This window comes from Paenibacillus baimaensis, from assembly GCF_025567575.1.
This window is the reverse complement of sequence record NZ_JAOQIO010000094.1, coordinates 115,454-140,128: the sequence shown is the minus strand read 5'-3', so window position 1 is coordinate 140,128 and position 24,675 is coordinate 115,454. Positions and strand designations below refer to the sequence as shown.

At 46.8% G+C, this 24,675-nt stretch carries 22 protein-coding genes; 2 read left to right on the top strand and 20 right to left on the bottom strand.

Annotated elements, in window-relative coordinates; genetic code table 11:
- The 14 genes from OB236_RS24265 to OB236_RS24200 all read right to left on the bottom strand — a co-directional run bounded on the left by OB236_RS24265 (position 1) and on the right by OB236_RS24200 (position 16,705).
- Positions 1 to 783, bottom strand: a complete 783-nt coding sequence (locus OB236_RS24265; protein ID WP_076232594.1) for a Stp1/IreP family PP2C-type Ser/Thr phosphatase — start codon at positions 781 to 783, stop codon at positions 1 to 3.
- A gap of 8 nt (positions 784 to 791) precedes the next feature.
- Positions 792 to 1,874 (bottom strand): 23S rRNA (adenine(2503)-C(2))-methyltransferase RlmN, encoded by a 1,083-nt coding sequence (gene rlmN / locus OB236_RS24260; RefSeq protein ID WP_262686283.1) that lies wholly within the window; start codon positions 1,872 to 1,874, stop codon positions 792 to 794.
- A gap of 88 nt (positions 1,875 to 1,962) precedes the next feature.
- Complete coding sequence (gene rsmB, locus OB236_RS24255; RefSeq protein ID WP_262686282.1) at positions 1,963 to 3,435, bottom strand: 16S rRNA (cytosine(967)-C(5))-methyltransferase RsmB; 1,473 nt, start codon at positions 3,433 to 3,435, stop codon at positions 1,963 to 1,965.
- A gap of 41 nt (positions 3,436 to 3,476) precedes the next feature.
- Positions 3,477 to 4,412 carry a methionyl-tRNA formyltransferase gene (fmt, locus tag OB236_RS24250; RefSeq protein ID WP_262686281.1) on the bottom strand — a complete coding sequence of 312 codons (936 nt, stop codon included), beginning with the start codon at positions 4,410 to 4,412 and terminating at the stop codon, positions 3,477 to 3,479.
- Entirely contained in the window at positions 4,409 to 4,888 is a 480-nt protein-coding gene (def, locus tag OB236_RS24245; RefSeq protein ID WP_076232587.1) for a peptide deformylase, read from the bottom strand. The genes fmt and def overlap by 4 nt, the downstream gene beginning before the upstream one ends.
- A 92-nt stretch (positions 4,889 to 4,980) precedes the next feature.
- Positions 4,981 to 7,491: a primosomal protein N' gene (gene priA, locus OB236_RS24240; RefSeq protein ID WP_262686280.1), complete on the bottom strand. Its 2,511-nt coding sequence runs from the start codon at positions 7,489 to 7,491 to the stop codon at positions 4,981 to 4,983.
- A complete protein-coding gene (gene coaBC / locus OB236_RS24235) occupies positions 7,491 to 8,702 on the bottom strand; it encodes a bifunctional phosphopantothenoylcysteine decarboxylase/phosphopantothenate--cysteine ligase CoaBC (protein WP_262686279.1) in 1,212 nt (403 codons plus the stop codon). Before coaBC ends, priA begins: the two co-directional genes overlap by 1 nt.
- Before the next feature lie 66 nt (positions 8,703 to 8,768).
- The gene (rpoZ, locus tag OB236_RS24230) at positions 8,769 to 8,975 is read right to left on the bottom strand and encodes a DNA-directed RNA polymerase subunit omega (protein WP_076232580.1); all 207 of its coding nucleotides are present in this window, start codon (positions 8,973 to 8,975) and stop codon (positions 8,769 to 8,771) included.
- Position 8,976: 1 nt separating this feature from the next.
- The gene (gene gmk / locus OB236_RS24225; RefSeq protein ID WP_076232578.1) at positions 8,977 to 9,597 is read right to left on the bottom strand and encodes a guanylate kinase; all 621 of its coding nucleotides are present in this window, start codon (positions 9,595 to 9,597) and stop codon (positions 8,977 to 8,979) included.
- Positions 9,587 to 9,847: an extracellular matrix/biofilm regulator RemA gene (gene remA / locus OB236_RS24220; protein ID WP_009672664.1), complete on the bottom strand. Its 261-nt coding sequence runs from the start codon at positions 9,845 to 9,847 to the stop codon at positions 9,587 to 9,589. Before remA ends, gmk begins: the two co-directional genes overlap by 11 nt.
- A gap of 145 nt (positions 9,848 to 9,992) precedes the next feature.
- Positions 9,993 to 10,874: a YicC/YloC family endoribonuclease gene (locus OB236_RS24215; protein ID WP_262686278.1), complete on the bottom strand. Its 882-nt coding sequence runs from the start codon at positions 10,872 to 10,874 to the stop codon at positions 9,993 to 9,995.
- A 37-nt stretch (positions 10,875 to 10,911) separates the two neighbouring features.
- A complete protein-coding gene (locus OB236_RS24210) occupies positions 10,912 to 12,840 on the bottom strand; it encodes a bifunctional homocysteine S-methyltransferase/methylenetetrahydrofolate reductase (protein ID WP_262686277.1) in 1,929 nt (642 codons plus the stop codon).
- Between the two features lie 65 nt (positions 12,841 to 12,905).
- On the bottom strand, positions 12,906 to 13,748 hold the full coding sequence (gene dapF, locus OB236_RS24205; protein ID WP_262686276.1) for a diaminopimelate epimerase: 843 nt from the start codon (positions 13,746 to 13,748) through the stop codon (positions 12,906 to 12,908).
- A gap of 170 nt (positions 13,749 to 13,918) precedes the next feature.
- Positions 13,919 to 16,705 carry a calcium-translocating P-type ATPase, SERCA-type gene (locus OB236_RS24200; RefSeq protein WP_262686275.1) on the bottom strand — a complete coding sequence of 929 codons (2,787 nt, stop codon included), beginning with the start codon at positions 16,703 to 16,705 and terminating at the stop codon, positions 13,919 to 13,921.
- Positions 16,706 to 17,127: 422 nt separating this feature from the next.
- On the opposite strand from OB236_RS24200, the gene OB236_RS24195 reads away from it, so the two are divergent.
- Positions 17,128 to 18,942 carry an Rqc2 family fibronectin-binding protein gene (locus OB236_RS24195; protein WP_262686609.1) on the top strand — a complete coding sequence of 605 codons (1,815 nt, stop codon included), beginning with the start codon at positions 17,128 to 17,130 and terminating at the stop codon, positions 18,940 to 18,942.
- A 292-nt stretch (positions 18,943 to 19,234) separates the two neighbouring features.
- Here OB236_RS24195 and galU read toward each other — a convergent pair whose 3' ends face one another.
- The 5 genes from galU to OB236_RS24170 all read right to left on the bottom strand — a co-directional run bounded on the left by galU (position 19,235) and on the right by OB236_RS24170 (position 23,017).
- Positions 19,235 to 20,113 carry a UTP--glucose-1-phosphate uridylyltransferase GalU gene (gene galU / locus OB236_RS24190; RefSeq protein WP_262686274.1) on the bottom strand — a complete coding sequence of 293 codons (879 nt, stop codon included), beginning with the start codon at positions 20,111 to 20,113 and terminating at the stop codon, positions 19,235 to 19,237.
- Positions 20,114 to 20,148: 35 nt separating this feature from the next.
- Positions 20,149 to 20,994: a PHP domain-containing protein gene (locus OB236_RS24185; protein ID WP_076232559.1), complete on the bottom strand. Its 846-nt coding sequence runs from the start codon at positions 20,992 to 20,994 to the stop codon at positions 20,149 to 20,151.
- An 85-nt stretch (positions 20,995 to 21,079) separates the two neighbouring features.
- Positions 21,080 to 21,991, bottom strand: a complete 912-nt coding sequence (locus OB236_RS24180; RefSeq protein WP_262686273.1) for a selenium metabolism-associated LysR family transcriptional regulator — start codon at positions 21,989 to 21,991, stop codon at positions 21,080 to 21,082.
- A gap of 95 nt (positions 21,992 to 22,086) precedes the next feature.
- Positions 22,087 to 22,521: a hypothetical protein gene (locus tag OB236_RS24175; protein ID WP_076232555.1), complete on the bottom strand. Its 435-nt coding sequence runs from the start codon at positions 22,519 to 22,521 to the stop codon at positions 22,087 to 22,089.
- A gap of 229 nt (positions 22,522 to 22,750) precedes the next feature.
- Positions 22,751 to 23,017, bottom strand: coding sequence for a YlbG family protein (locus OB236_RS24170; RefSeq protein WP_076233005.1), 267 nt, complete (start codon positions 23,015 to 23,017; stop codon positions 22,751 to 22,753).
- Between the two features lie 46 nt (positions 23,018 to 23,063).
- Here OB236_RS24170 and OB236_RS24165 point away from each other — a divergent pair, with 46 nt between their 5' ends.
- A complete protein-coding gene (locus tag OB236_RS24165; protein ID WP_262686272.1) occupies positions 23,064 to 24,077 on the top strand; it encodes an asparaginase in 1,014 nt (337 codons plus the stop codon).
- A gap of 59 nt (positions 24,078 to 24,136) precedes the next feature.
- Here OB236_RS24165 and OB236_RS24160 read toward each other — a convergent pair whose 3' ends face one another.
- Positions 24,137 to 24,598: a YlbF family regulator gene (locus tag OB236_RS24160; protein WP_262686271.1), complete on the bottom strand. Its 462-nt coding sequence runs from the start codon at positions 24,596 to 24,598 to the stop codon at positions 24,137 to 24,139.
- Positions 24,599 to 24,675: the final 77 nt, after the last annotated feature.

Below are 24,675 nucleotides of genomic sequence, written 5' to 3'. Positions count from 1 at the left end.
TCACCTCTTTTCATCATTAACATCATCTGCCGCTTTCTGGGTATCGGACTCATTACTGACAAGCACCACAGTAATGTTATCATCCCCGCCTGCTGTCAAAGCTTCATTAACAAGCTGCTGAGCAATTTCCTCCAACGATCCTGCTTCCTGCTGGATGGGCGCTACAATCTGCTCGCTGCTGATCAAGCTGCTAAGCCCGTCGCTGCATAATAACAAAGTGTCTCCATGCTGCCAGCTCAGGTCCTGAATATCGATCTCAATCGTCGATTCTGTACCAAGTGCACGCGTTAACACGTTTCGACGCGGATGATGTCCGGCTTCTTCCCGTGTAATCTGACCGCTTTTCACAAGAACGTTGACCAAAGAATGGTCCTCTGTCAGCTGTTCAATCCCACTCTGGTTAATCCGATACACTCGACTGTCGCCGACGTGCCCGATCACAACCGTATCCTCGTCAGCCATAGCTACCACAACCGTGGTTCCCATGCCGTGGTAGTTTTCTCGTTGAGAGGCGAACTCAAAAATTTTCTCGTTAGCAAGCTCCACAGCATCTTTAAGGCATGATTTGCGTTCATGTACAGACGCCTCAGCCGCTAAGGACTGCAGGTGCTGGTGAATAATATCTACAGCCATCTGACTGGCAATATCACCAGCCTGATGTCCTCCCATACCATCCGCCAAAATAGCAAGCGCAACCCCATTTATATCCTCTTGAACAACCGCCCGGTCCTCATTAACCAAACGAACGCGTCCAACGTCTGTTAAAGCAGCTGTTTTTAACATCTTTCGCTTCACCTCGCACCTGACTCCATATGCTTCGCCCGCAATTGTCCGCAAGCCGCCGCGATATCGCTGCCTTGCTCTCTACGTATTGTGGCGTTGACCTTGTTTCGTTCCAAAATACGTTGAAACGTAAAGATATCATCCCTCGGAGTTCGTACATAATCACGCTCCGTTACAAAGTTGACAGGAATTAAATTCACGTGAGCCATGGGAAACGACTTAAGCACCTGTGCGAGTTCTTCTGCATGCTCTGGCTGATCATTGACTCCACCCATCAAGGCATATTCGAATGTAATCCGCCGTCCCGTTTTGGCCACATAATATTGACAGGCTTCAATCAATTGTGCAAAAGGGAACCTCCGATTAACCGGCATCAGCTTCGAGCGGAGCGTATCGTTGGGTGCATGGATCGAAATCGCCAGATTTACCTGTGTCTGCTCATCAGCAAATCGATAAATATTCGGTACGATACCGCTCGTTGACACGGTAATGTGCCGCTGACCGATATTCAAGCCTTTGGGATGGATCATCACCTTCAAAAATGTCATCATGGCGTCATAATTTTCAAATGGCTCGCCAATTCCCATAATAACGATACTACTGACCCGTTCACCCGTTGCATCCAGCAGCTGTTGGGATTTCACAACCTGAGCAATGATCTCACCCGGTGTCAGATTCCGCTTTAATCCCGTCAGTGTTGATGCACAAAAGGTACAACCGATGCGACAGCCCACTTGGGTTGTCACACAAACACTGTTACCGTAGCTGTGCTTCATGATGACTGTTTCGATGGCATTTTTGTCAGACAGCTCAAATAAAAATTTGACAGTTCCGTCCTTTGATGCGTACTTGGCCACCTCGGTCATCGTCACAAAATCAAAATGCTGGCTGAGTTTATCCCGCAGCGTTTTCGGCAAATTGGACATTTCTTCGAAGCTTGAAATTCTTTTCACATAGAGCCAGTCAAAAATTTGTCCCGCACGAAATCCAGGCTCACCATTCAATTTAATCCACTCTTGCCATTCCTCAAGACTTAAATCATATACATAAGGCTTGGTTCCGTCTTGTTTATCTCGATCTATTAATTTCATCCATCATCACGACCTGTTTGGTTAATTCGTGCTTGATTATAGTACACAAACACGGCACATAGTTTTAATTTTAACATAGTTCCAGAACTTACGCTCGTTTCCGGAGCCTTGCAATAAAAAAACCATCCGATAAATGCTCATAAGGATAAATTTCGATCGGTTTGGGCAGATCCCACTCGAAATTAGGGTGATTGTCCAGAAACTCCCGAACCTGGCCTTCATTTTCGTTATATTCCAAAGTACATGTGCTGTAAATGAGTATGCCCCCGACTTTTAGCAAAGGATGAATGCTATTCAAAAGCTCTTTCTGGATCAGGCAAACCTCGTCTAAATCCTGTTCACGCTTATTCCACTTCATTTCCGGCTTACGACGGATTACCCCTAGTCCAGAGCAGGGCGCGTCGAGCAAAATACGATCAAAGCTTTCTTGGGCCCAATGCTGCGGCAAATCCCGGGCATCGGAAACCAGCGTATGCACGGAAGTTAATCCTAACCGTGTCGCCTGATCACGGATCAGCTTTTCTTTATGCTCGTGAATATCGCAAGCCCATATTTCTCCATGGTTGCCCATTTTTTCTGCTATATGAGCCGTTTTGCCGCCAGGAGCTGCACAGCAATCCAGAATTCTCTCGCCCGGCTTAGGCTGAAGCGTTTCGGCTACCAGCATGGAGCTCTCGTCCTGAATGGAAAACAGTCCGGCTTCAAACCAAGGCGTCAAAGCCATGTTACCACCGTTTTTGACCAAAATTCCATCGCCAGCAAGCTCGGAAGGAACAGCATCCACTCCCGATTCATTTAGTATAATAATCAATTCATTCCGGCTCAGCTTCATCGTATTCGTGCGAATGCTGACATGCGGTGGTTTGTTATTGGCTTCACAAAGCAATTCTGTTCGGGCTTCACCAATTTGATCCATCCAGCGTTTAACCATCCATTGCGGATGCGAGTGTGTCAAAGCAATACGTTCTACAGCAGGCAGATCGGCCGGAATCTGTAAGGTTTCTTTTTGACGAATCACATTCCGTAAAACCCCGTTAACCATGCCAGAAATACCTGTATGACCCTTTTTTTTGGCCAAATTGACTGCTTCGTTCACTATAGCATGATCTGGTACCCTATCCAGGTAAAGCATTTGGTAAAAGCTTAGCCTTAGCAAGCTTCGAACCCAGGGCTCCAGCTTGGCGAGACCTTTGGCAACAAAACGATTCAAAAAATAATCGATCGTATTCAACCGTTGTATGGTACCATAGACGATTTCAGTCGTTAATCCAACATCCTGCTTGTCCAGATGATATTGCTGTAAGATTTGATTCAGGAGCAGATTGCTGTAGGAACGATCCTGTTCCGTACGTACCAGCACCTCAAGCGCAGCCTCCCGGGCACTGCCTTTGGTCTTTGCTGTGCTTGTCTTGACTTGAGATTTGTTTGCGGATTGAGGATGCGTACCCGACTTCTTTGAATGATGTTGGTTTGTATTCGAATTGCTTGTGCCACGATTGTTTCTCTTCGGTTTACCAGCATTTCCACTGCCGTTGTTCGTATGATCAAAACTTTGCTCCAATTGTTGTAGCCCCCATTATTAGATACCCTTAGCTACCGAGCTTACACAAACGTAGTACCAACCACAAGTCGGCCACCAAGTGCGAATTGCGCTGCCTGCATCGCCTTCTTGCCAGCTGGCTGCAGCTCTGTAATCGTCAATATACCAGCGCCTGTAGCCACCTGTATACCCTGCTCACTAATAGCAACAACCGTTCCAGGTGTATTCGCAACCTCTGACTGATTAGGCTTGTCGCAGGACCAGATTTTCAAAACCTCTCCGTTCCATGTCGTATAAGCACCCGGTCTTGGATTGAGACCACGCACCTGATTCCATAAGGAGATAGCAGGCCTGCTCCAATCGATTCGCTCTTGTTCCCTGCTTACATTCGGTGAATAGACCGCTGCCTCATGATTTTGGGCAACGGCCTGAATACGACCAGCAAGCAGATCAGGTAATGTATCCAGAAGTAGTTGAGCACCTGCAGCACTCAGCTTATTAAACATAGTGCCTGTCGTATCCGAATCCCCAATAGCAAGCTCGACGCTGCTGATCATGTCTCCGGTATCCAAGCCTTCTGCCATATACATAATCGTCACACCTGTAGACGTGTCTCCATTCATCACGGCATGATGAATGGGAGCCCCACCACGATAACGTGGCAGCAGCGAAGCATGAATATTGATGCAGCCGAGCCGTGGAATCGCGAGTACTGACTTTGGCAATATTTGTCCGTAGGCGGCAGTCACGATCAAATCAGGCTGAAGCTCCCGCAGTTCCTCCACCGACTCAGGTCGGCGCAGCTTTTCCGGTTGCAAGACTGGAATCCCATGCTTGATGGCCTCTTCTTTAACCGGAGTTGGCGTTAACAGCCGCTTCCTCCCAACCGGACGATCCGGCTGGGTAACCACCCCAACGACTTCAATCGCTGAATAGTTGACCAAAACTTGTAAAGCAGGCACGGCAAATTCGGGTGTGCCCATGAAAACGATTCTCATACTTCACCGCCCTGAGGCTCGTTACGATACATCTTTTCCGCTAAATCCGTGTATAATACCCCATTAAGGTGATCCACTTCATGCAGGATGCAGCGTGCCAGCAATTCCGTCCCCTCTACAACAATTTCTTTGCCGTCACGATCAAGGCCTTTGACCACGACTCGCATAGCACGACGAACATCTCCATTCATGCCAGGAATGCTCAGGCAGCCTTCGGACCCGAACTGCTCGCCTTCCTCTTCTATCACTTCTGGATTAATCAATTCAATCAAGCCCTGCTCATTGCCGACATCCATAACAATAACCCGCTTTAAGATACCGATCTGCGGCGCGGCCAAACCGACGCCTTGGGCATCATACATCGTATCAGCCATATCCTTGAGCAGCTTATGAATGTTAGGAGTAATTTTCTTAACTGGCTTGCAAATTTCGCGCAGCACAGGGTCTGGATCTTTTACAATTAATTTAATGGCCATTGGATGAGCACACCTTTCGTTAATAGGGATAACCAATTTATATGGATTTTTCATCCAACTAGAAGACAGAATCAACTGCAGCGTATGATGAATTACATCAACACCTGCGGATCCACATCTATACTGATCGTCAGCTTATGCTGCTTTACTACATCACCAAGTGTGGCCGCTGCTTGCTGAACAAGTCCCGCTATCGAAACTTCTTCACGATATTTTACCATGCATTGAAACCGATATCTATCCTTGATTCGTGAAATAGGTGAAGCTACCGGTCCAAGAATATCAATGGGCGTAGGCGCCATAGACTTGGCGAGCTCTTTCAATTTGGCAGCTAACGTCTCTGCCGAGCGCATGAGCAGTGGTATCTGTTCATGTGACAACGTTATTAGTATAAGTCTATGAAAAGGCGGATAATCATGGAATTTACGAAAAGTCATCTCTTTTTCCATAAAACTTTTATAATCATGATTGCTGGCACTAATGATACTATAATGCTCCGGCGTGTAGGTCTGAATAAAGACTTCACCTGGCAGCTCATGCCGCCCAGCACGTCCACCTACCTGAGTCATAAGCTGGAAGGTCCGTTCCGCTGCGCGAAAATCCGGTAAATTCAGTACAGTGTCCGCTGCCAGAGCGCCAACCAGTGTAACCTGCGGAAAATCCAGGCCCTTAGCCACCATTTGTGTCCCTAACAGCACATCGGCCTGCTGATTTCGAAAAAGAGTTAGCCATTTCTCATGAGAGCCCTTCTCCGTCGTCGTATCCACATCCATCCGAATCACACGAATGCCAGGGAACAGCTTGCCCAATTCTTCTTCTACTCGTTGGGTTCCGGTGCCAAAATGACGTATATGCTCGCTTCCACAGCTTGGACAAGTCGTCGCCTCACGTTCTGTGTACCCACAATAGTGGCAGCGCAGCGTTCGAGCGGACTGGTGATAAGTTAATGAAATATCACAGTGAGGACAACCTGCGACGAACCCACAACTGCGGCACATCACAAATGTGGCATACCCGCGACGATTCAGCAGCAGTACAATCTGCTCTTTCTTTTCCAATCTGTCTTCGATCGCTTTATGTAAGCCACGGCTGAACATCGATCGGTTGCCCTTGCTTAGCTCCTCACGCATATCAACAATGTGAACCTTAGGCAAAGGCCGCCCTTCAACCCGCTCTTTCATCGTTAAAAGCTCAATCGGTGCACGGCCATTAGGTGTGTCCTGTGCCGCTTCGGGCAATGTCCCGTACATACTCTCAAGCGATGGAGTAGCAGAACCCAATATAACAACAGCTCCATGCTGCTTAGCTCTTGCTATAGAAACATCACGTGCGTGATATTTCGGACTTTCTTCTTGCTTGTAAGAGGATTCATGCTCCTCGTCAATAATAACCAAACCAATCTTGGTAAATGGAGCAAAGATGGCAGAGCGGGCACCGATCACGACACTGACCTGCTTGAGCATGATTTTACGCCACTCATCATAGCGCTCACCTTGAGACAAGCGACTGTGCAGCACCGCGACTTGATTGCCAAAACGACCTTTGAACCGCTCTACCATCTGAGGTGTTAAAGAAATTTCCGGCACCAGCACAATGGCCTCTCTGTCTTGGTCAAGACAGGTTTGAATCGACTGCAGGTAAACCTCTGTTTTTCCACTTCCTGTCACCCCGTGCAGCAAGAATACCTGATGATTCCGCTCGTGAACAGCTTCCGAAATTCGATTAAATACCTGGCTTTGCTCCGGTGTTAAGGTCAGCGGTTTGGTACGCGGAAAATTCCTTTCTGCATACGGGTCCCGAAAAACCTCAACTTCCTTAATCGTGAGATAATCCTTGTCCGCCAAACTTTTGACCGTACTGGCGCTAATCCCCAGCTCATTAAGCAGATCCGTCAGCTTGATCGGATAAGGCTGTTCCGCCAAGTACAGCAGCACTTCCTTCTGCTTCATGGATCTGGCTGCAAGCAGCTCAGCCCACTGTCTCAGCTGCTCGGGCTGCCCGGATGGAAAAACCGTGAGTACCTTTTTCGCTGACATCCGGTCTTTAATCATTTGTACTTCAACGAGTTGGCCTTGCGTGATCATCTGCTTGATCAGACCGCCCTGATCCGTGTATTTTTCTAATAAAGCCCCAATCTCTACCGAGCCCTTATCGCGGATAAAAGCAGCGATTTCCTCCTGAATCGGCAGCAGCATCGTACGCTGACCTTGTAAAAGCAAATTGCCATAATCACCATTCGTATGAATATCACTCACCTTGACATGCCGTTCGTATTTGGCTTTCAAGGCACCAGGAATCATCGCCTGCAGCGCTGTAATTTCGTGACAAAGATAGGTTTTGCTTACCCACTGAGCGAGCTCCACCAAGTCGGGAGTTAATGGGGGATACAAGTCCATAACCTCTGAAATCGGCTTTAATTTCGCTGGATCAAAGTCTGGACGATCATGCAGCTCAACGACAAATCCCTGAAGCTTTCTCGGGCCAAACGGGACGCCTACCCGACTTCCAATCGCAACCCACTCCCGCATCGTTTCGGGTATCAGGTAATCAAAACCGCGGTTTGTGTGCTTGGATGGAACATCCACAATAACTTTTGCATACATCAGCGCGATTCTGCTCCTTTCGCCATCCGTTCTGCAATTCGTAACAACAGCTCACGTGCCACACCAAGCTTACTCATGATTGGTAAAATATCGACCAAGCCAGCTGCATCATAAATTCTTACTACATTCGTATCCGTGCCAAAGCCTGCACCCTCCTGCGTAACATCGTTAGCGACAATCAAATCACAATGCTTCCGTCGCAGCTTATCCAGGGCGTGCTCTTCAACATTTTCGGTTTCCGCTGCAAATCCAACGATAAACTGCTTCGTTTTACGTTGACCGATAGTTTGTAAAATATCTGTATTTTTAATCAAAGTTAAAGTCATTTCTTCCGACTTTTTCTTGATCTTTTGTTGTGCACGCTCCAAAGGACGATAATCGGCAACCGCAGCTGCTTTAATAATCACATCGGAATCGTCAAACCGCTCCATGACGGCTTCCAGCATATCCTGTGCAGATTCAACTTTCACAACACGTATGCCTGAGGGGACAGGTACGGACGTTTTGCCCGCGATCAGCGTGACATCAGCACCCATGCTCTGAGCTACTTCCGCGAGAGCTATGCCCATTTTACCCGATGAATCATTCGTTAAATATCGCACAGGATCTATACGCTCCACGGTACCACCAGCTGTGATTACCATTTTCTTACCTTCAAGTATTTTTTTTTCGCCAAAAAATCGGATAATGGCTGCAACTATATGCTCAGGTTCTTCTAATCTTCCCTTGCCTACATAACCACAAGCCAACTGGCCAGTACCTGGCTCAATAAACTGTACTCCACGAGCAGCAAGCACATCCAAATTGGCTCGAACTGCAGGATGTGCATACATGTGAACATTCATCGCAGGAGCTATCCACACCGGTGCCATCGTTGCCAGCAATGTCGTGCTCAGCATATCGTCAGCAAGACCATGGGCCATTTTGGCAATGATGTTAGCTGTTGCGGGGGCAACGATGATTAAATCTGCGCGATCTGCCAGATCAATGTGGGAAACGACCGATGCATCTTTTTCATCGAATGTGTCAACAATAACGTCGTGTCGGGATAAGGTTTGAAAGGTCAAAGGTGCAATAAATTTGACTGCCGATTCCGTCATAATGACACGAACATCCGCTCCCGCCTGCACCAGCTTGCTGCAAATAGCAGCTGCCTTATAAGCCGCGATCCCTCCACTGACACCAAGAATAATCGTTTTACCCTGCAGCATAGCCGATCCCTCCCCATTTATCGAGAAAAAAATAACAACCACAAGGGTTGTCGTTTAAAATGTTCCTTAGGTTTCTTTATACAGCTTCTCGTAAGAAATCAAATCTTCATAAATTTCTTCAAGTGCAAGACCTACCTGCTTGTAGGACTTTTTGTTACGAATTTCCGATTTAGCACCATCACGCAACATTCTTGCCCGCTTGGATGCCGCTACTACCAAGGAATACTTACTATCCACTTTCTCTAAAAGCTCATCAATCGAAGGATACAACATGTTATTTCACCTCAACCATCCACTGTTTTATTTTACTGAATACTCGATCCTTGCGACAGTGCTCGGCTACAATAATCGATTGAATTCGCGAACAGGCATTTTCCACCTTATCGTTTACAATCGCATAGTCATAATAATCCATTAATCGGAATTCGTCCATAGCCACCGACATCCGGCTCCTTATCGATTCCTCCGATTCGGTACCGCGGCCAACAATCCGGCTTTCCAATTCATCTAATGAAGGAGGAAGCAAAAATATGAATACACCTTGAGGAAATTTTTGTTTAACTTGAAGTGCACCCTGCACTTCGATCTCAAGAATGATATCTTTACCGGAATTTAATGTTTCTTCCACAAACTGACGTGGGGTTCCGTAGTAATTACCTACATATTCCGCCCATTCCAGTATTTGATCGGTATCGATCAACTTCTTAAATTGTTCCCTAGTTTTGAAGAAATAATTCACACCATCCACTTCGCCCTCTCGAGGAACGCGAGTTGTAGCGGATACAGAGTATACCAGGTCAGGCGCACAACCGCGCAAAGCTTTACAAACAGTTCCTTTGCCAACGCCGGAAGGCCCCGATAATACGATTAATATTCCTTTTTCCTTACTCGTCATGATCATCGTCCTTATTGGAAAGTCGATGGGCCACCGTCTCGGGCTGCACCGCAGATAAAATAACATGGTCGCTATCCGTAATGATAACCGCCCGTGTACGACGTCCATAGGTTGCGTCGATCAGCATATGCCGGTCGCGTGCTTCCTGAATAATTCTTTTGATTGGCGCCGATTCCGGACTAACAATGGAAATGATTCGGTTGGCAGACACAATGTTCCCGAAGCCAATATTGATAAGTTTGATAGCCATCTGGTTTCCTCCTACAAGCTTTGCTTTAGCAAAGCTGCATCGTAAGCATAATCTTTGGCTTTGCTTTAGCAAAGCTACTTCGTAAGCACTTGATTATTAAACTTGCTCTCCTATGGAAAGCTGCTAACTGAGCATTAGCATATGACTACTCTATATTTTGAATTTGCTCTCTCAATTTTTCCATTTCAGCCTTCATCTCCACAACTATCGTGGTGAGTTCTGCATGATTCGCTTTCGATCCGATCGTATTCACTTCCCGATTCATTTCTTGCAGGAGGAAATCAAACTTTCTGCCGATCGGTTCTGACTCGCTTATAAGCTGAACGCATTGCTGAATATGGCTTTGCAAACGCACTAATTCTTCATCAATATTGGAACGATCCGCTAATAACGCCACTTCCATAGCCATGCGTGCTTCATCCATTATTGGCTGCTGCTGCATCTCCTGAATTCGAGTACGAAGCTTGTGTGCATAATGGTGTACCACCTGCGGAGCCAGCTTCTGCGATTGTCCCAAATAACGATTCATGGTATCGATCCGCTTTTCGATATCCACACATAAATGGGCACCCTCGGATTCACGCATCTGGGTGAGTTTCAGAACTGCCGCTTCTGCACAAGTCAGTAATTCACTTTGAAACTCTTCATCCGTTACTAGAGCAGCTTCCTTGAAGGTAATCAAATCTGGAATAGACATATAATCCCGTACATCCATTGATGATTTCAAACCGAATCTTGTCACAAGCTGTTCCGCTGCTGCCTGATAGGCTTCCACTAGCTGCCAGTTCAGCTCTACCGTACGAGATGCCTCGGCACTTCGCTCAATCGTCACAAACAAATCGGCTCTACCGCGCTTCAAATGCTGCTGCACGGTTTTTTTGAGCAAATCCTCATATTTCATATATTCACGAGGGATTCGCACGTTGACCTCACAATAGCGATGATTCACCGATTTCAGATCCATTTGCACGATATATCCGGCAAACCTACAGCTTGCTTGTCCGAATCCGGTCATACTTTTCATCAAGCTGTTCACATCCATTAGCTTATTTTAATTCATTTTGCTAGAGGGTACAAGTGGAAATCGCGCTTTCTGATTTCCCCCATACATATTTCGTCAGATCTGCTGTCATCTCATAAGATAAGAAAGGAGTCATCAAATATATTCCGTTAAAGTACGGCATCGCCGCATCCAAAAGCTCCTTCGCGATTTGCACGCCCATCGCCCGACCCGCTTCACCCTTCAAGTCGCTCATACGCTGACGCACATTATCCGACAATTGAATCCCTGGAACCTCATTATGCAAATACTCTGCATTACCGCCGCTTGCAAGCGGCATGATACCGAGAAAAATCGGGATATTCAAATGCTTGGTAGTCTCATATATTCGTTCAATCAGCTTGGCATCATAAACCGGCTGCGTCATGATATAATCGGCACCTGCTTCGATTTTCCGTTCCAGACGCTGCACGGCCTTCTCCAAATATTTAACATTGGGATTAAAAGCTGCTCCGACAATAAAATTCGCCTTCTTCTTCAGCTGCTTACCTGAGAAAGCTACTCCTTCGTTCAACTGCTTGATCATTCGAATGATTTCAAAAGAAGTCAAATCGTAGACAGAGCTGGAGCCAGGAAGATCGCCAAAACGTGCCGGATCTCCAGTCACAGCCAACACATGGTCGATACCCAGAGCATGCAGCCCCATCATGTGCGATTGTGTACCAATCATGTTGCGGTCACGACATGCGATATGAATAAGAGGCCGTAGTCCGGTCTGCTCTTTCACCAGGTAGCCCAACGCCAAGTTGCTCATCCGCGTAACAGCCAATGAATTGTCGGCCATCGTCAAGGCATCAATACGCGCTTCCTTCAACGCATGTGCACCCTTCATGAATTTATCAATATCCAGATCACGAGGAGGATCCAGTTCAACAATAACGGTATGACGCTGTTTGACCAATTCAATGATATTCGGTTCAGTAGCAGGCGGTAATCCAGCAGTATCATTAGCTGCCGTAGACACCGATTCAGTAATCGATTCGACTGAAGCACCCTTTGAAACAGTTGGTAAGCCTGTATCCCTTATATCGGACTGCAGTTTGTCAATACGTGATGGGTCCGGCTTGTAGCCATTCAATGCTTTCGCCATAAAAGCGATATGCTCAGGTGTCGTACCGCAGCAGCCACCGATGATTCTCGCACCCAAATCAGCAAACTTCAAAGCCGTCTCGGCAAAATATTCAGGTGTGGCTGCAAAAGTAAAGCGACCATCAACATAATCGGCGATTCCTGCATTCGGAAATACAGAATATGGAAGTTCAGGTCCGGACGCCGCAGCTTTTTCCAAGGAACGTAATAACCCATTGGGACCGCTGCGGCAGTTAAATCCAACCACGTCGGCTCCATAGTGTTTGAGTTTGGCAAAGGCTTCGTTCAGCAGAATACCATCCTCGGTAGTCCCTGCACCTTCAGTTGCAAATTGACAAATTACTGGAATATTGCTGAGCTTGCGTATGATTTTCAAAGCCAGCAGCATTTCTTCCAGATCCAGAAAGGATTCCAGCAGCAAACCATCCACCTGTGTATCCAGAAGAACCTCGATTTGTTGACGCAAATCTTCTTTAAGCTTGGTTGTACGCACATTTTTGCGCTTACCCGCACGGATAGATCCCATCGCCCCAACGACATAAGCATCGCTGCCCACCGCTCTGCGTGCTAATTCCACACCAGCACGGTTGATAGCTTCTACTTCCTGCTCCAAGCCGTATTTGGACAGCTTCTCACGGTTTGCCGAAAATGTATTCGTTTCGATCACGCGCGCGCCTGCCTCATAATAACGGCGATGCACATCGGCGATAACCTCCGGTTTGAGCAGATTCAACTCCTCATACGAAATCCCGACCGGAAATCCCATCTGATATAAAAATGTCCCCATCGCTCCATCACCGACCAAAATATCCTGATGGAGTGCTTCCCTTAAGTCAAGCTTCATTTGCTTTTGTCCGCCCTTTCCACTAAGCTGCGATCCTTCTATATTACTATCATCCGTTTATACTTTTATATAGATAAGTTGCCTTCATAAACCTGCTCTGCAGGTCCTGTCATATATACATGATTGTCAGCCGAACTCCATTCAATGAACAAGTCGCCGCCTTTTAAAGAAACCGTCGCTGAACGATCCGATACTTCGTTTAACACCGAAGCTACCAGTGATGCACAAGCTCCGGTACCACAAGCAAGCGTGGGGCCTGCTCCACGTTCCCATACACGCATATCTATCGCATTGCGAGCCTTGACTGTTGTAAATTCTACATTCACACGTCGCGGGAACATCGGATGCTTTTCCAGCTTTGGCCCCCACTCAGCCAAATCAAATCCCACTGCATCGTCAACATAGATGACACAATGAGGATTGCCCATCGAAACGGCAGTGAAATGAAACTCTTGTCCATCCACCTCAATCGGCTGATTGAGCACTTGTTCCTGATCCAGTGCAGTAGGAATTAAGGCACCCTGCAGGATTGGCTCACCCATATCGACTCGCACCGCCGTTACTTTACCTTCAACTACAGTGAGCTGCACCTGCTGTGCGCCTGCCCCGACCGTCTCAACGGTTAATTCAGTTGCTGAGGCATCCATCATGCCATATTCATAAATATATTTGGCAACACAACGAATAGCATTACCACACTGCTCGGACTCCGAACCGTCGGAATTGATGATCCTCATCTGATAGTCGGCGATTTTTGAAGGAAGTATATATACAAGCCCGTCTGCTCCTATACCAAAAAAACGACTGCACAAACGGATTGCAAGCTCATTTGCATCGACAGGAAGCTCTTGCTGACCTGCAACGACAATGAAATCATTCCCAAGTCCATGCATTTTTGTGAAATTCATAGCCGTTCCCTACTTTCTAACCTGATCCCTATAGTGTTGATAGCCATTATCATAACGCAAAATGACAGGTATGCATAGTTTTTTGACAAAATTCCGCTTACTATTAATGTACAAAATACGAAATGCCGAGACCTGGAATTTAACCCCAGGCCTCGGCACGAATCAAAATATTAACGAATAACAGGTTTTGTCGTTCCATAACGAATGGGCTTGCGTTTGGACGGCTTGCTCATCAAGCTGCCAAATCCCATTAGGAAAGTTGGAATTCCAGCAAATATGAGGACGACAATCCAATCCTTAATATTCAGTGGAACGGTTTTAAAGATAGGCTGTAAAGGTTCAATGTACAGCACTGCCAGCATCAGCAGTAATGAGGACAGCACTGCCAGAACCAGATAACGGTTTTGCAGCGGATTGCGATGAAAGATGGAGCGTGAACTGCGGCAATCAAATACATGAATCAGCTGCGCCATAACCAATGTGGCAAAAGCGACCGTCTGCGCTTTAATCAATGTTGACGCGTCATCATGCAGCCCCTGCTGCAAAGCAATCAGAAATGCAGCCAAGGTGCAAACACCGATCAGCATACCTCGAGAAATAATTTTCCAGCCCAGCCTCCGAGCAAAAATATTTTCACGTGCACCACGCGGCTTCTGCTGCATTAAATCCTTTTCGGCTTGATCGACTCCAAGTGCCATCGCCGGAAGTCCATCTGTAACCAGATTAACCCATAAAATCTGGATCGGAACGAGCGGCAACGGCAAGCCTGCCATCATAGCTAAAAACATCGTCATGATCTCGCCGACATTAGATGCCAGCAAATACCGGATAAACTTACGGATATTTTCGTAAATGCCGCGCCCTTCCTCAATAGCGGATACAATCGAGGCAAAATTATCGTCACTTAACACAAGCGATGCCGCTTCCTTGGATACATCGGTTCCGCTAATTCCCATCGCAATTCCGATGTCTGCCGCTTTAATGGCCGGAGCATCATTAACACCGTCCCCCGTCATCGCGACCACATGGCCTTGTCGCTGCAAGGATTTGACTATCCGCAGCTTATGCTCTGGGGAAACTCTTGCATAGACGCTTGTGTCCTCGACCAACTTGTCGAGCTCATCATCACTTAGCATGGTTAACTGCTGTCCGTTCAGGGTTAATCCGTTTGATGCTGGCATAATCCCCAGCTGCTTGGCAATCGCTTCGGCTGTTCCTTGATGATCACCAGTGATCATTACAGTTTTGATGCCAGCCTTGCGGCATTTTGTTATGGCATCCCGCACTTCCCGGCGCGGTGGGTCAATCATTCCCGTCAAACCGATGAAAACCAGTCCGCTCTCAACTTCAGCTTCCTCCGTGCAGCTCTCCGTTGGCTTCAGATCACGGTAAGCAAGTCCCAGAACACGCAATGCGTTGTTGGCCATACCTTCATTGGCGGCGAGTACCTTTTGCCTAAGCGTTGGAGTAAACGGAATCACTTTATCATCCCACAATACATAGCTGCACTGCATGATAAGCACATCCGGAGCACCCTTGGTGCAAGCCATACGCCCTCCCTGATGCTCCACGAGCACAGACATTCGTTTACGCTCGGAATCAAATGGAAATTCGCTGGTGCGGTTGAACAAACCAGATAAGGAAGGAACGGTCAGTCCTGCTTTGGCTCCCAGTACGATAAGTGCGCCTTCAGTCGGATCACCCTGCAGACTCCATACGCTTTTCGCCTCTTCCATCGTCTGCTTTTTACGCTTCGTCACTTCTGTCTGCTCTGAGAGCTGTGCATTGTTACACAAAACAGATACTTGCAGCAGCTTTCGCAGCATCAAATGGTTGCGCACATCAACACGTTCGCCTTTCAGCTTGATATCCCCCTGCGGTTCATAACCTTCGCCTGTTACCTCAAGAATATCTCCACCCAGCCATAAATGGGTAACGGTCATTTTGTTTTGTGTCAAAGTTCCTGTTTTATCCGAGCAGATCACGGAAGCACAGCCCAACGTCTCAACAGAAGGCAGCTTGCGAACGATCGCCTTGCGCTGTATCATCCGCTGAACTCCCATAGCCAGCGCGATCGTTACAATTGCCGGAAGTCCTTCCGGAATCGCTGCTACCGCCAAACTGACTCCTGCCAAAAACATGCTGTAAGGCTCTTGTCCATGCAGAATGCCAGCTACTACAACCAAAAGGGTTAGCACCAATGCAACGATAATCAATATTTTCCCTAACTGCTCCAAACGATGCTGCAGTGGCGTTTCGGTCGATTCTGTATTTTGGATAAGATCGGCAATTTTGCCCATTTCCGTTTGCATCCCGGTTCGAATAACTACAGCCCTGGCTGTTCCACGTGTGACCATTGTACCCATGAATCCCAGATTACGCTGATCGCCAAGCGAAACCTCTTCCCCTTTCAAAGCTTCCGTGTGCTTATTAACTGGCACCGATTCACCTGTCAACGCCGATTCTTCGGCATACAGGCTGTTCGCTTCAATAAATCGCAGATCTGCGGGAATTCGGTCTCCACTTTCAAGCAGGACTATATCTCCCGGGACCAGTTCGCGGGCTGGAATTTGCAATATCGTCTCATCACGAAGGACACGGGCGTTTGGAGCGGACAATTCTTTTAACGCCCGTAGGGAGCGCTCAGCTCGATATTCTTGAATAAAACCAAGAATGCCGTTCATAATAATGATCGCAACAATTGTAATTGCATCCAGATACTCCCCAAGCAAACCTGAAATTAAGGTTGCCCCAACGAGAACAAGCACCATAAAGTCTTTAAACTGGCCCAAAAATAAAGTAATTGGAGACAGCTTGGGACCATCAGATAGTTCATTTTTGCCATTTTGCTCCAATCGCTTCTCTGCCTCTGACGAGGTCAGTCCCAGTAAGGTCTGCATGTTTTGGGCTTCCATCGTTTCCTCGCTTGTCATTTGATACCACTTCTTCTGACTCATTCCGTATTACCTCCCATAAGGTTGCTCTGATACCGCCTTGCGAAAGGCTGCAAAGCTTAATTTTCATTACAAATTCCTCATGAGTAAATGTATTCAGACAAGCTGCGAAATAGCACAAATGAAAAGTCGCTTAAGTTTTTGTTCAAAGTATGGCATGATAGAGGGTGAACTATAAGTTCATGTTCAAAAAGTCAAATTTTCAGTACCGAGAAGTTAAAGTTTTCTCAGAAAACTCGCTTCGTAAGCTGGGAAGAAGGAGGAGCGGAGTTTAGGCACACCTAAATGAGCACCGCACTTCGAGTCTTATTGCAAGATTCGATGCCGAATGAGCCTCCTGTATAACTTCGTGATCAAAAGGGGACTTTTTGAACGACCTCTATAAGTTCATTAAAATTATAAGTACGAACGGAGTTGTAATCGATATGTCGTTAGACGGTCTCGTCGTCCATAGTTTGGTGCAAGAGCTTCAAGCCTGCGTAGGCGGCCGAATTAATAAAGTTCATATGCCCTCAGGCAACGATATCATACTGCAGCTTCGCGCTCAGGGCAGTAATCTTAAGCTGCTGTTGTCTGCTAATCCAACTTATCCCCGTGTACATCTTACGGAGAAGTCCTATTCCAACCCACTGGACGCGCCCATGTTCTGTATGCTGCTGCGCAAGCATTGCGAAAGCGGTATTATCGAGAGCATTACACAGCCCGGTTTGGAGCGGGTCATTCACATCGGCTTGAGACAGCGCGATGAGCTTGGGGATGTGAGCATCAAAACGATCATTATTGAAATCATGGGACGGCATAGTAATATTATTTTGCTGGATCCATCGACAGATACGATCATTGACGGAATCCATCATGTAACCCCTGCGATCAGCAGTTACCGTATCATTATGCCTGGCAGCCGTTATACGGCACCTCCTAAACAACATAAGGAGCAACCTTTTCACATTGAACGTGACTCCTTCATTGAGCTGATGACGCAGGCGCCGCCTGTCCAACCCGAGCAGGACGACCCTTTCAAAGCACCTGCCAAGCCTGCTCAGCTTTGGGATGATCTCACCTGGGAGCAGCGTCTTGTCGCTCGGTTTAGCGGCTTCAGTCCTTTGATAGCCAAAGAAATCGTATACCGGACTCAGCCCAAGATAACGGTTGCGCATACCCCTGTTGAGAGCGCCTCGCGTCTTTGGGAGCCCTTCTTTTCGATCATTAATCAACTGAGGTCAGACTGTGGTGCACCTAATATTTGTGAGCAAGAAGAAACCGGCAAAGCTTATTTTTCTGTTATCAAACTGACACATTTGCAAGGGGAAATCCAATATTATGACACAGTAAGCCAATGTCTGGAAGCCTTCTACGGAGATAAAGCCGAGCGTGATACCGTCAAACAGCGGGTGTCCGATCTACTGAAGTTTCTTCAAAATGAACGAAACAAAAATGCGAAGAAACTGGAAAAGCTGCAGGAGACGCTGAACGAGGCTCAGGACTCTGACAAATTGCGCATACTTGGCGACTTGCTGACAGCTTCCATGCATCAGATTCAGAAAGGCACTTCCGCCATTGATGTCATCAACTATTATGATGAAGAGCAGCGAATGATCACCATTCCACTCGATCCTCTGCTCACTCCTTCGGAAAATGCACAGCGTTATTTTAAAAAGTATACCAAAAGCAAAAACAGTCTCATTGCGGTAAAAGTTCAAATGGAGCAGACTCACGAGGAAATCCTCTACTTGGACAGCTTACTGCAGCAGTTGGGTACTGCCTCACTCAGCGATATTGCCGAAATCCGTGATGAACTTATTGAGCAAGGCTACATTCGCGACCGTAGTAAAAAAACACGCAAAAAGAAGCAAAATCAGCGACCTCTGCTGTCTTGCTTTACGTCCAGTGAAGGTATACCCATCTATGTCGGGAAAAATAATACGCAGAACGAGTACTTAACGAATCGGTTGGCCCAGTCCGCAGATACCTGGCTGCATACGAAGGATATTCCCGGCTCTCATGTTGTTATTCGCAGCATACAGTTCGGGGATGCAACCCTACATGAGGCCGCCCAGCTCGCCGCTTATTTTAGCCAAGCCAAGGCCTCCAGCCAGGTGCCAGTCGATTATACGATGATCAAGCATGTCCGCAAGCCAAGCGGTGCCAAACCTGGATTTGTGATTTATGATCATCAGAAAACTTTATTCATCACACCTGATGCTGATGGGATCAAACAGCTGCCTGTGAGTATAAAATAGTTCGCGTACCCTCCCAAACCCTCCCTATAGGGAGGGCCCCAAAGGGCGCCGCCCTCTGGACTCCCTCTCTGTGTGCGGACTGTAGTGTTCTCGGGGCGCTTTTCGTCCCTGCGGGACACGCTGGACTGCGGTGAGGGTAACTTCGAGTGGGTGCGGACTGTAGTGTTCTCGGGGCGCTTTCGTCCCTGCGGGACACGCTGGACTACGGTGTATTTCGGGTGGGTGTGGCTTTTGTGGGATTGAGACGCATCGTCCCTACGGGACTCGCTTGGTGCTGACTTAAGATACTTTGTTAAGAATGCCAGGTGCTTGTTAGCTTTTTTAAATATGCCTTTAGGGCGTCTTGAAGGTCTTCGCGCTGAAGTGCGATTTCGATGGTTGCTTCGAGATATCCGAGCTTATCTCCGACGTCATAACGTCTGCCTTGGACCGGGCAGATGACCATAGGGCTCTGGCTGTTCAGTATGCGCAGCGCATCGGTCAGTTGGATCTCACCGTTTCTGCCAGGCTCACAATTTTCCAGTATGCCGAAAATCTCTGGTTGAATGATATATCTGCCGATGACAGCCAGGTTCGATGGTGCATGGTCGCGGTCCGGCTTTTCGACCAAATCCTCGATATACCGATAATAAGGGTGGACCACAGAGGAAGGCGAAACGATTCCATATTTGTCCACATCCTCCCACGGTACCTCCGATACAGCAATGATGGATGTCTCCGTATGCTCATACAGCTCGATCATTTGCTGCAAGAACGGAGGCTCTGCCTGAATAATATCGTCGCCAAGCAGCACGGCAAACGGTTCATTGCCTATAAATTTACGTGCGCACAATACGGCATGCCCGAGACCAAGCGGCTGCTTTTGGCGAATATAATGAACATCCGCAAGGTTCGACACATCCTGCACGAGCTTTAACAGCTCAAGATTCCCTTTTTCCTCCAGCATCATTTCCAGCTCAACGGATTTGTCAAAATGATCCTCAATTGCTCTTTTATTACGACCAGTAACTATCATAATATCTTCAATGCCGGAGGCAATCGCTTCTTCAACAATATATTGAATCGCCGGTTTATCGACGATCGGTAGCATTTCTTTGGGCTGGGCTTTGGTAGCAGGTAAAAAACGGGTTCCCAAACCTGCGGCTGGTATAATTGCTTTACGTATTTTCATCCTAATCCTCCTGAACTTCTACCTTGCTCCTCTATTCACAGCTTTTGTTTAGCCTCAATAAGCTGTTGAACAACTGATATTTCGATTTTTTTGGAGCCTATAGGAGAATGGAATACAACTCCGCCTCGCTCACCATGAAAATCCGATCCTGCCGTCACAATCAGCTGATACTGCTTGGCGATAGACAAATAATGCTGCTCTTGCTCGACTGTATGATCCGCATGGTATACCTCGATGCCTGCTAAACCGCTTTCGACCAGCTCACCGATTAATTGATCCTGCCCATACAGACCAGGATGGGCAAGCACGGGAACCCCTCCAGCATCACGGATCCATCCAATTGCAGTTGCAGGTTCAATCCGCGGCGGATTGACATAGGCGGCACCATCTTTTCCGAGAAATCGATCAAATGCTTCAGCAATAGAGCTAACATGTCCCTTGCGCAGCATTGCATCGGCGATATGTGGCCTGCCAAGTGTTTCATCGACTTTTTTCGATGCTTGCAGAGACGCACGCACCTCTTCCATCGTGAGTGGAACACCGAGTTCATTCAGCTTCTCAAGCATCATCTCGTTCCGTTTGTCCCGAACACTCCTCAGATTCGCCAATCGCTCCAGAAACAGTTCATTTTCGTAATCTATCCAATACCCAAGAACATGGATATCTTCGCCGCCAGCTATCGTGCTGATCTCCACGCCAGGGACAACCTGAATTCCATATTGCTCACCAGCAGCTATCGCTTCCTTAAGCCCTGCTACTGTATCGTGATCGGTTATCGCTATAGCCCCGAGTCCTGCCGCTACAGCAAGCCGTACATTTTCAGCTGCTGGCTGCATCCCATCCGATGCCAAAGTATGACTGTGCAAATCCGCGTATACCATTTGAACCCTCTTTTCCTGATTGGATTGTTATATGCATTTGGATAATCCAGAATATCCCATTCTATGCTATTCGGTCAACCTGTCCCTAAAGCCATTGACTCAAATCCCGTTCGCGCAAAAAGGTCAAGAAGGTAACCGCCGATATCGGCAAAATGGTTGAATTCAGATAAATCGCATGAAAGCTGCGTGTAAAGCAAACGCCTTCGATTTTCTTTACGACTAATACACCCAATGCCGCTTCATGCTTGAGAGAGGATTGGGACAATATAGAGATACCAAGATCAGCTTCTACAGCCGATTTAACAGCTCCGGTACTGCCAAGCTCCATAACGATCTTCATATCGCCGGGGTCACAGCCTGCACGTGCAAGCTCTTCCTCCATAACTGTTCTTGTGCCCGAGCCCTGCTCTCTTAATACAAATGGATACTTCAGCATCTCTTCTAGCGTAACGACTGGCATGTCAGCTAAAGGATGGTCCTTTGGAACAATAAGCATCAATTCATCATTCATCACAGCTTCCACATGTACATCAGGGTGATGCACCTCTGCTTCCACAATACCAAAGTTCAATTGGTGGTTCAGCACTTCATCAAGTATTTGTCTCGTATTGATGACCTTCATGCTAATCGATATGTTCGGGTATTCCTTTCCAAAAGGCCCGAGCAAGCGAGGCAATATATATTCCCCTACAGTCATACTCGCTCCTAAGTGAAGCCTTCCTTCCAGCATATGCGTAAATTTGGACATACTGATGTCCGTTTCTTTTATTAAGTCAATACTCCGCTTGGCAAATGGCAATAAGGTTCTGCCTGCTTCCGAGAGTTCAATCTTTTTCGTGGAACGGTGAAACAGCTTCGTACCAAAATAATCCTCTAACGATTGCACCTGCATCGTAACAGCAGGCTGGGTCATGTGAAGGGCTTGTGCCGCATAAGAAAAACTGCCTTTCTCCGCGACTGTATAAAAAATATGAAGCTGATGAAAATTAAGTGCCATGATCTGCGTACCTCCAACATGCTTTGGTAGACCTATTATAGCAAATAAAAAAAGAGCATGCTGCATCCGCGCAGAATACTCTTTGTAATTATCCATTATCGGCGTTTTCGGCTGTTTTTGATCAATGTCATTCGACGTGAATGACGCAGCCATGAGTAATACGATTTCAAATCTCTGAGCTCAATCGTTTCAGACATACGTCCAAGAAAAGTTACAATGACCATCCGATGCAGCTTGGGACCAGTCTCACTTAGGTTCTCCATCTCTGTGAATTCAGCGATTAACACCAGATCGTCATCCACAAGATAAGCATCTTCGCCATTCTTGTAATAAGACTTGATCTGACCCGCTTTTAAGCGGTTCCATAAAAAAGCACAAATATCTTCAAAACCCGTTTTTTCATGCTCAACGCGGTCATTCCAACGGATTTGGGCATGATTCGTGATAACGATATCCGTGATGCTTTTGTTACCTAATGAAACAAAAAACGGTTCACAACCATTTGATCGTTCTATCGTTCTATCTCTCATAAATCACAACTCCCCACCCATGAAATTAGTTCTTTAAACCTATGTACACTAAAGCGTTTCTACTTATTCTACATTACTGGAGAACGATTGACAAATTAATTATTCTTTAGTTAAATCTTGTAAACTTGATACTTCACAGCAAAAAAAGCCCCTGGCATCAGAAGCTTTTCCCCCAAAAATGTATATAATAAACTAATATACCTCATTATATAAACAAATTACATACCACTTACAGGGTATAAAAGCTTGATTTATCAGCCCCGTTGTTACTATACTCGGTTTGAATTTCATTTCGGTAGGACCGTTCAACTTTTTTGACAAAAGCCAGCTTTTGCAACTGCTTCATCGTTTCCTCCAGCTTGCTCGCATGGACATACATGGCTGCATAATGTAACCTTTTGGAAATAAAATGCACACTTCCATAACGCTCCAAATGCTTATTCGCTGCTTTGAGATCTGTCACCCAAACAATAAGACCGCTTCGATCGGTTAACATCAGCATTACCTACTTTCTATAGAGTCAAATGAAAGGATGATTGACTGTGGACAACGGAGAATTGAATATTCACATCGTACGCGGTGCGCTAACGGAAAGTCGGCACATCGTTCATCTCGCTGTCATGGATATCAACCGCAAGCTGATCGTCTCCGCGGGAGATTCCACTTTGTATACTTTTGCACGTTCAACTGCCAAGCTGCTACAGGCTATTCCACTGCTGGAAGCTGGTGGAGCAGAGCGCTTACATCTTGATGATAAACAAATCACCTTATTATGCGCTTCCCACAATGGCGAGGATGAACACGCCAGATTGGTTGATCATACCCTGCATCAGCTGGATCTTGATGAATCCGCATTGTGCTGCGAGGTTCATGAACCGTTTCATGAACCTACAGCAGAACGTTTAAAGCAGGCCAACCAGCCACCCACTCCACTGCGCAATAATTGCTCAGGAAAGCATACAGGAATGCTGGCGTTAGCTCAAATAATGGGAGTATCCAATCAATCCTATATAGAGATCAATCACCCTGTCCAGCAGCGTATGCTTCACGTTATCGCGGACATGAGCAGAATGATGCCAGAGCAGATAACTCTGGGCACAGACGGCTGTGGCGTTCCCGTATTTGCAATGCCTCTGGAAGCATTGGCATTTGCCTATGCGCAGCTGGGGAACCCTGTAAATCAGAGTGCCTCCCGTAGTGAAGCTTGCAACCGTATCATCGGGGCCATATCCAGAGAGCCTTATTATATCGCAGGGAGTGATCGATTCGACACTCGACTGATTGAGGTCACTAATGGACGTATCATTGGAAAAATGGGCGCTGAGGGCTTGTTCGCCCTCACCATACCCGAGAAGAGCTGGGGAATTGCACTCAAGATTGAAGATGGTGCCCTACGAGCACTTTATCCAGCTGTCATGGAAACGTTAATTCAACTAAATCTGCTGCAGGAGCAGGAAATCGTGGCCTTGCATTCTTTTCATCGTCCAGCTATTAAGAACTGTCACGATCAAATCGTAGGCAGCATCCAACCGAATGCCCTGCTAAAATGGCATTAAGATTGAACCTCTCAAACGGAAAAAACGTGTATCATCTCTGATTCCTAATATACTATGAATTAGCTGCAGCCTCCGCTGCAGCTTCCTCCTGTAGAGCAACTACCTGTTGAACAACTACCACCGCTTGCAAGCGGATCATTACTCGGTACTTTGATCGTATCCGAAACACTATGCGCTATCGTTTGCGATATGGAATACAATAAATTGTCAAGTCTCTCCTCAGCTAGCTTAAACCTTCTAACGGACTCCAGGCTATCTAACTGATTTTGAATTTCCTGTACCTGTCCCAATGCAGCATGGTAATCAGGATGAAAATGCCCAAATCTTTGGCACTCCTCAAACAACTCTTTCTTCTTGTCAAACTGACGTACCAATCCGCTTACCTGTGTATCCTGATCAATCCGCTGCTTCCAATATAGAAACTCCGCTGTCTCAGCGGAACTTTTTATCATGTCCCCCAAATCATACGCCTGCATGAGAATAGCAGACATGTCCAAGGTTTGCGCTTCTGTTACTGCCATCATCGCACCTGCCTTTTCGAATGTTTATGACTGTTGTACTCCCTACTATCATAACACACAAAAGGCCCTTATGCAGA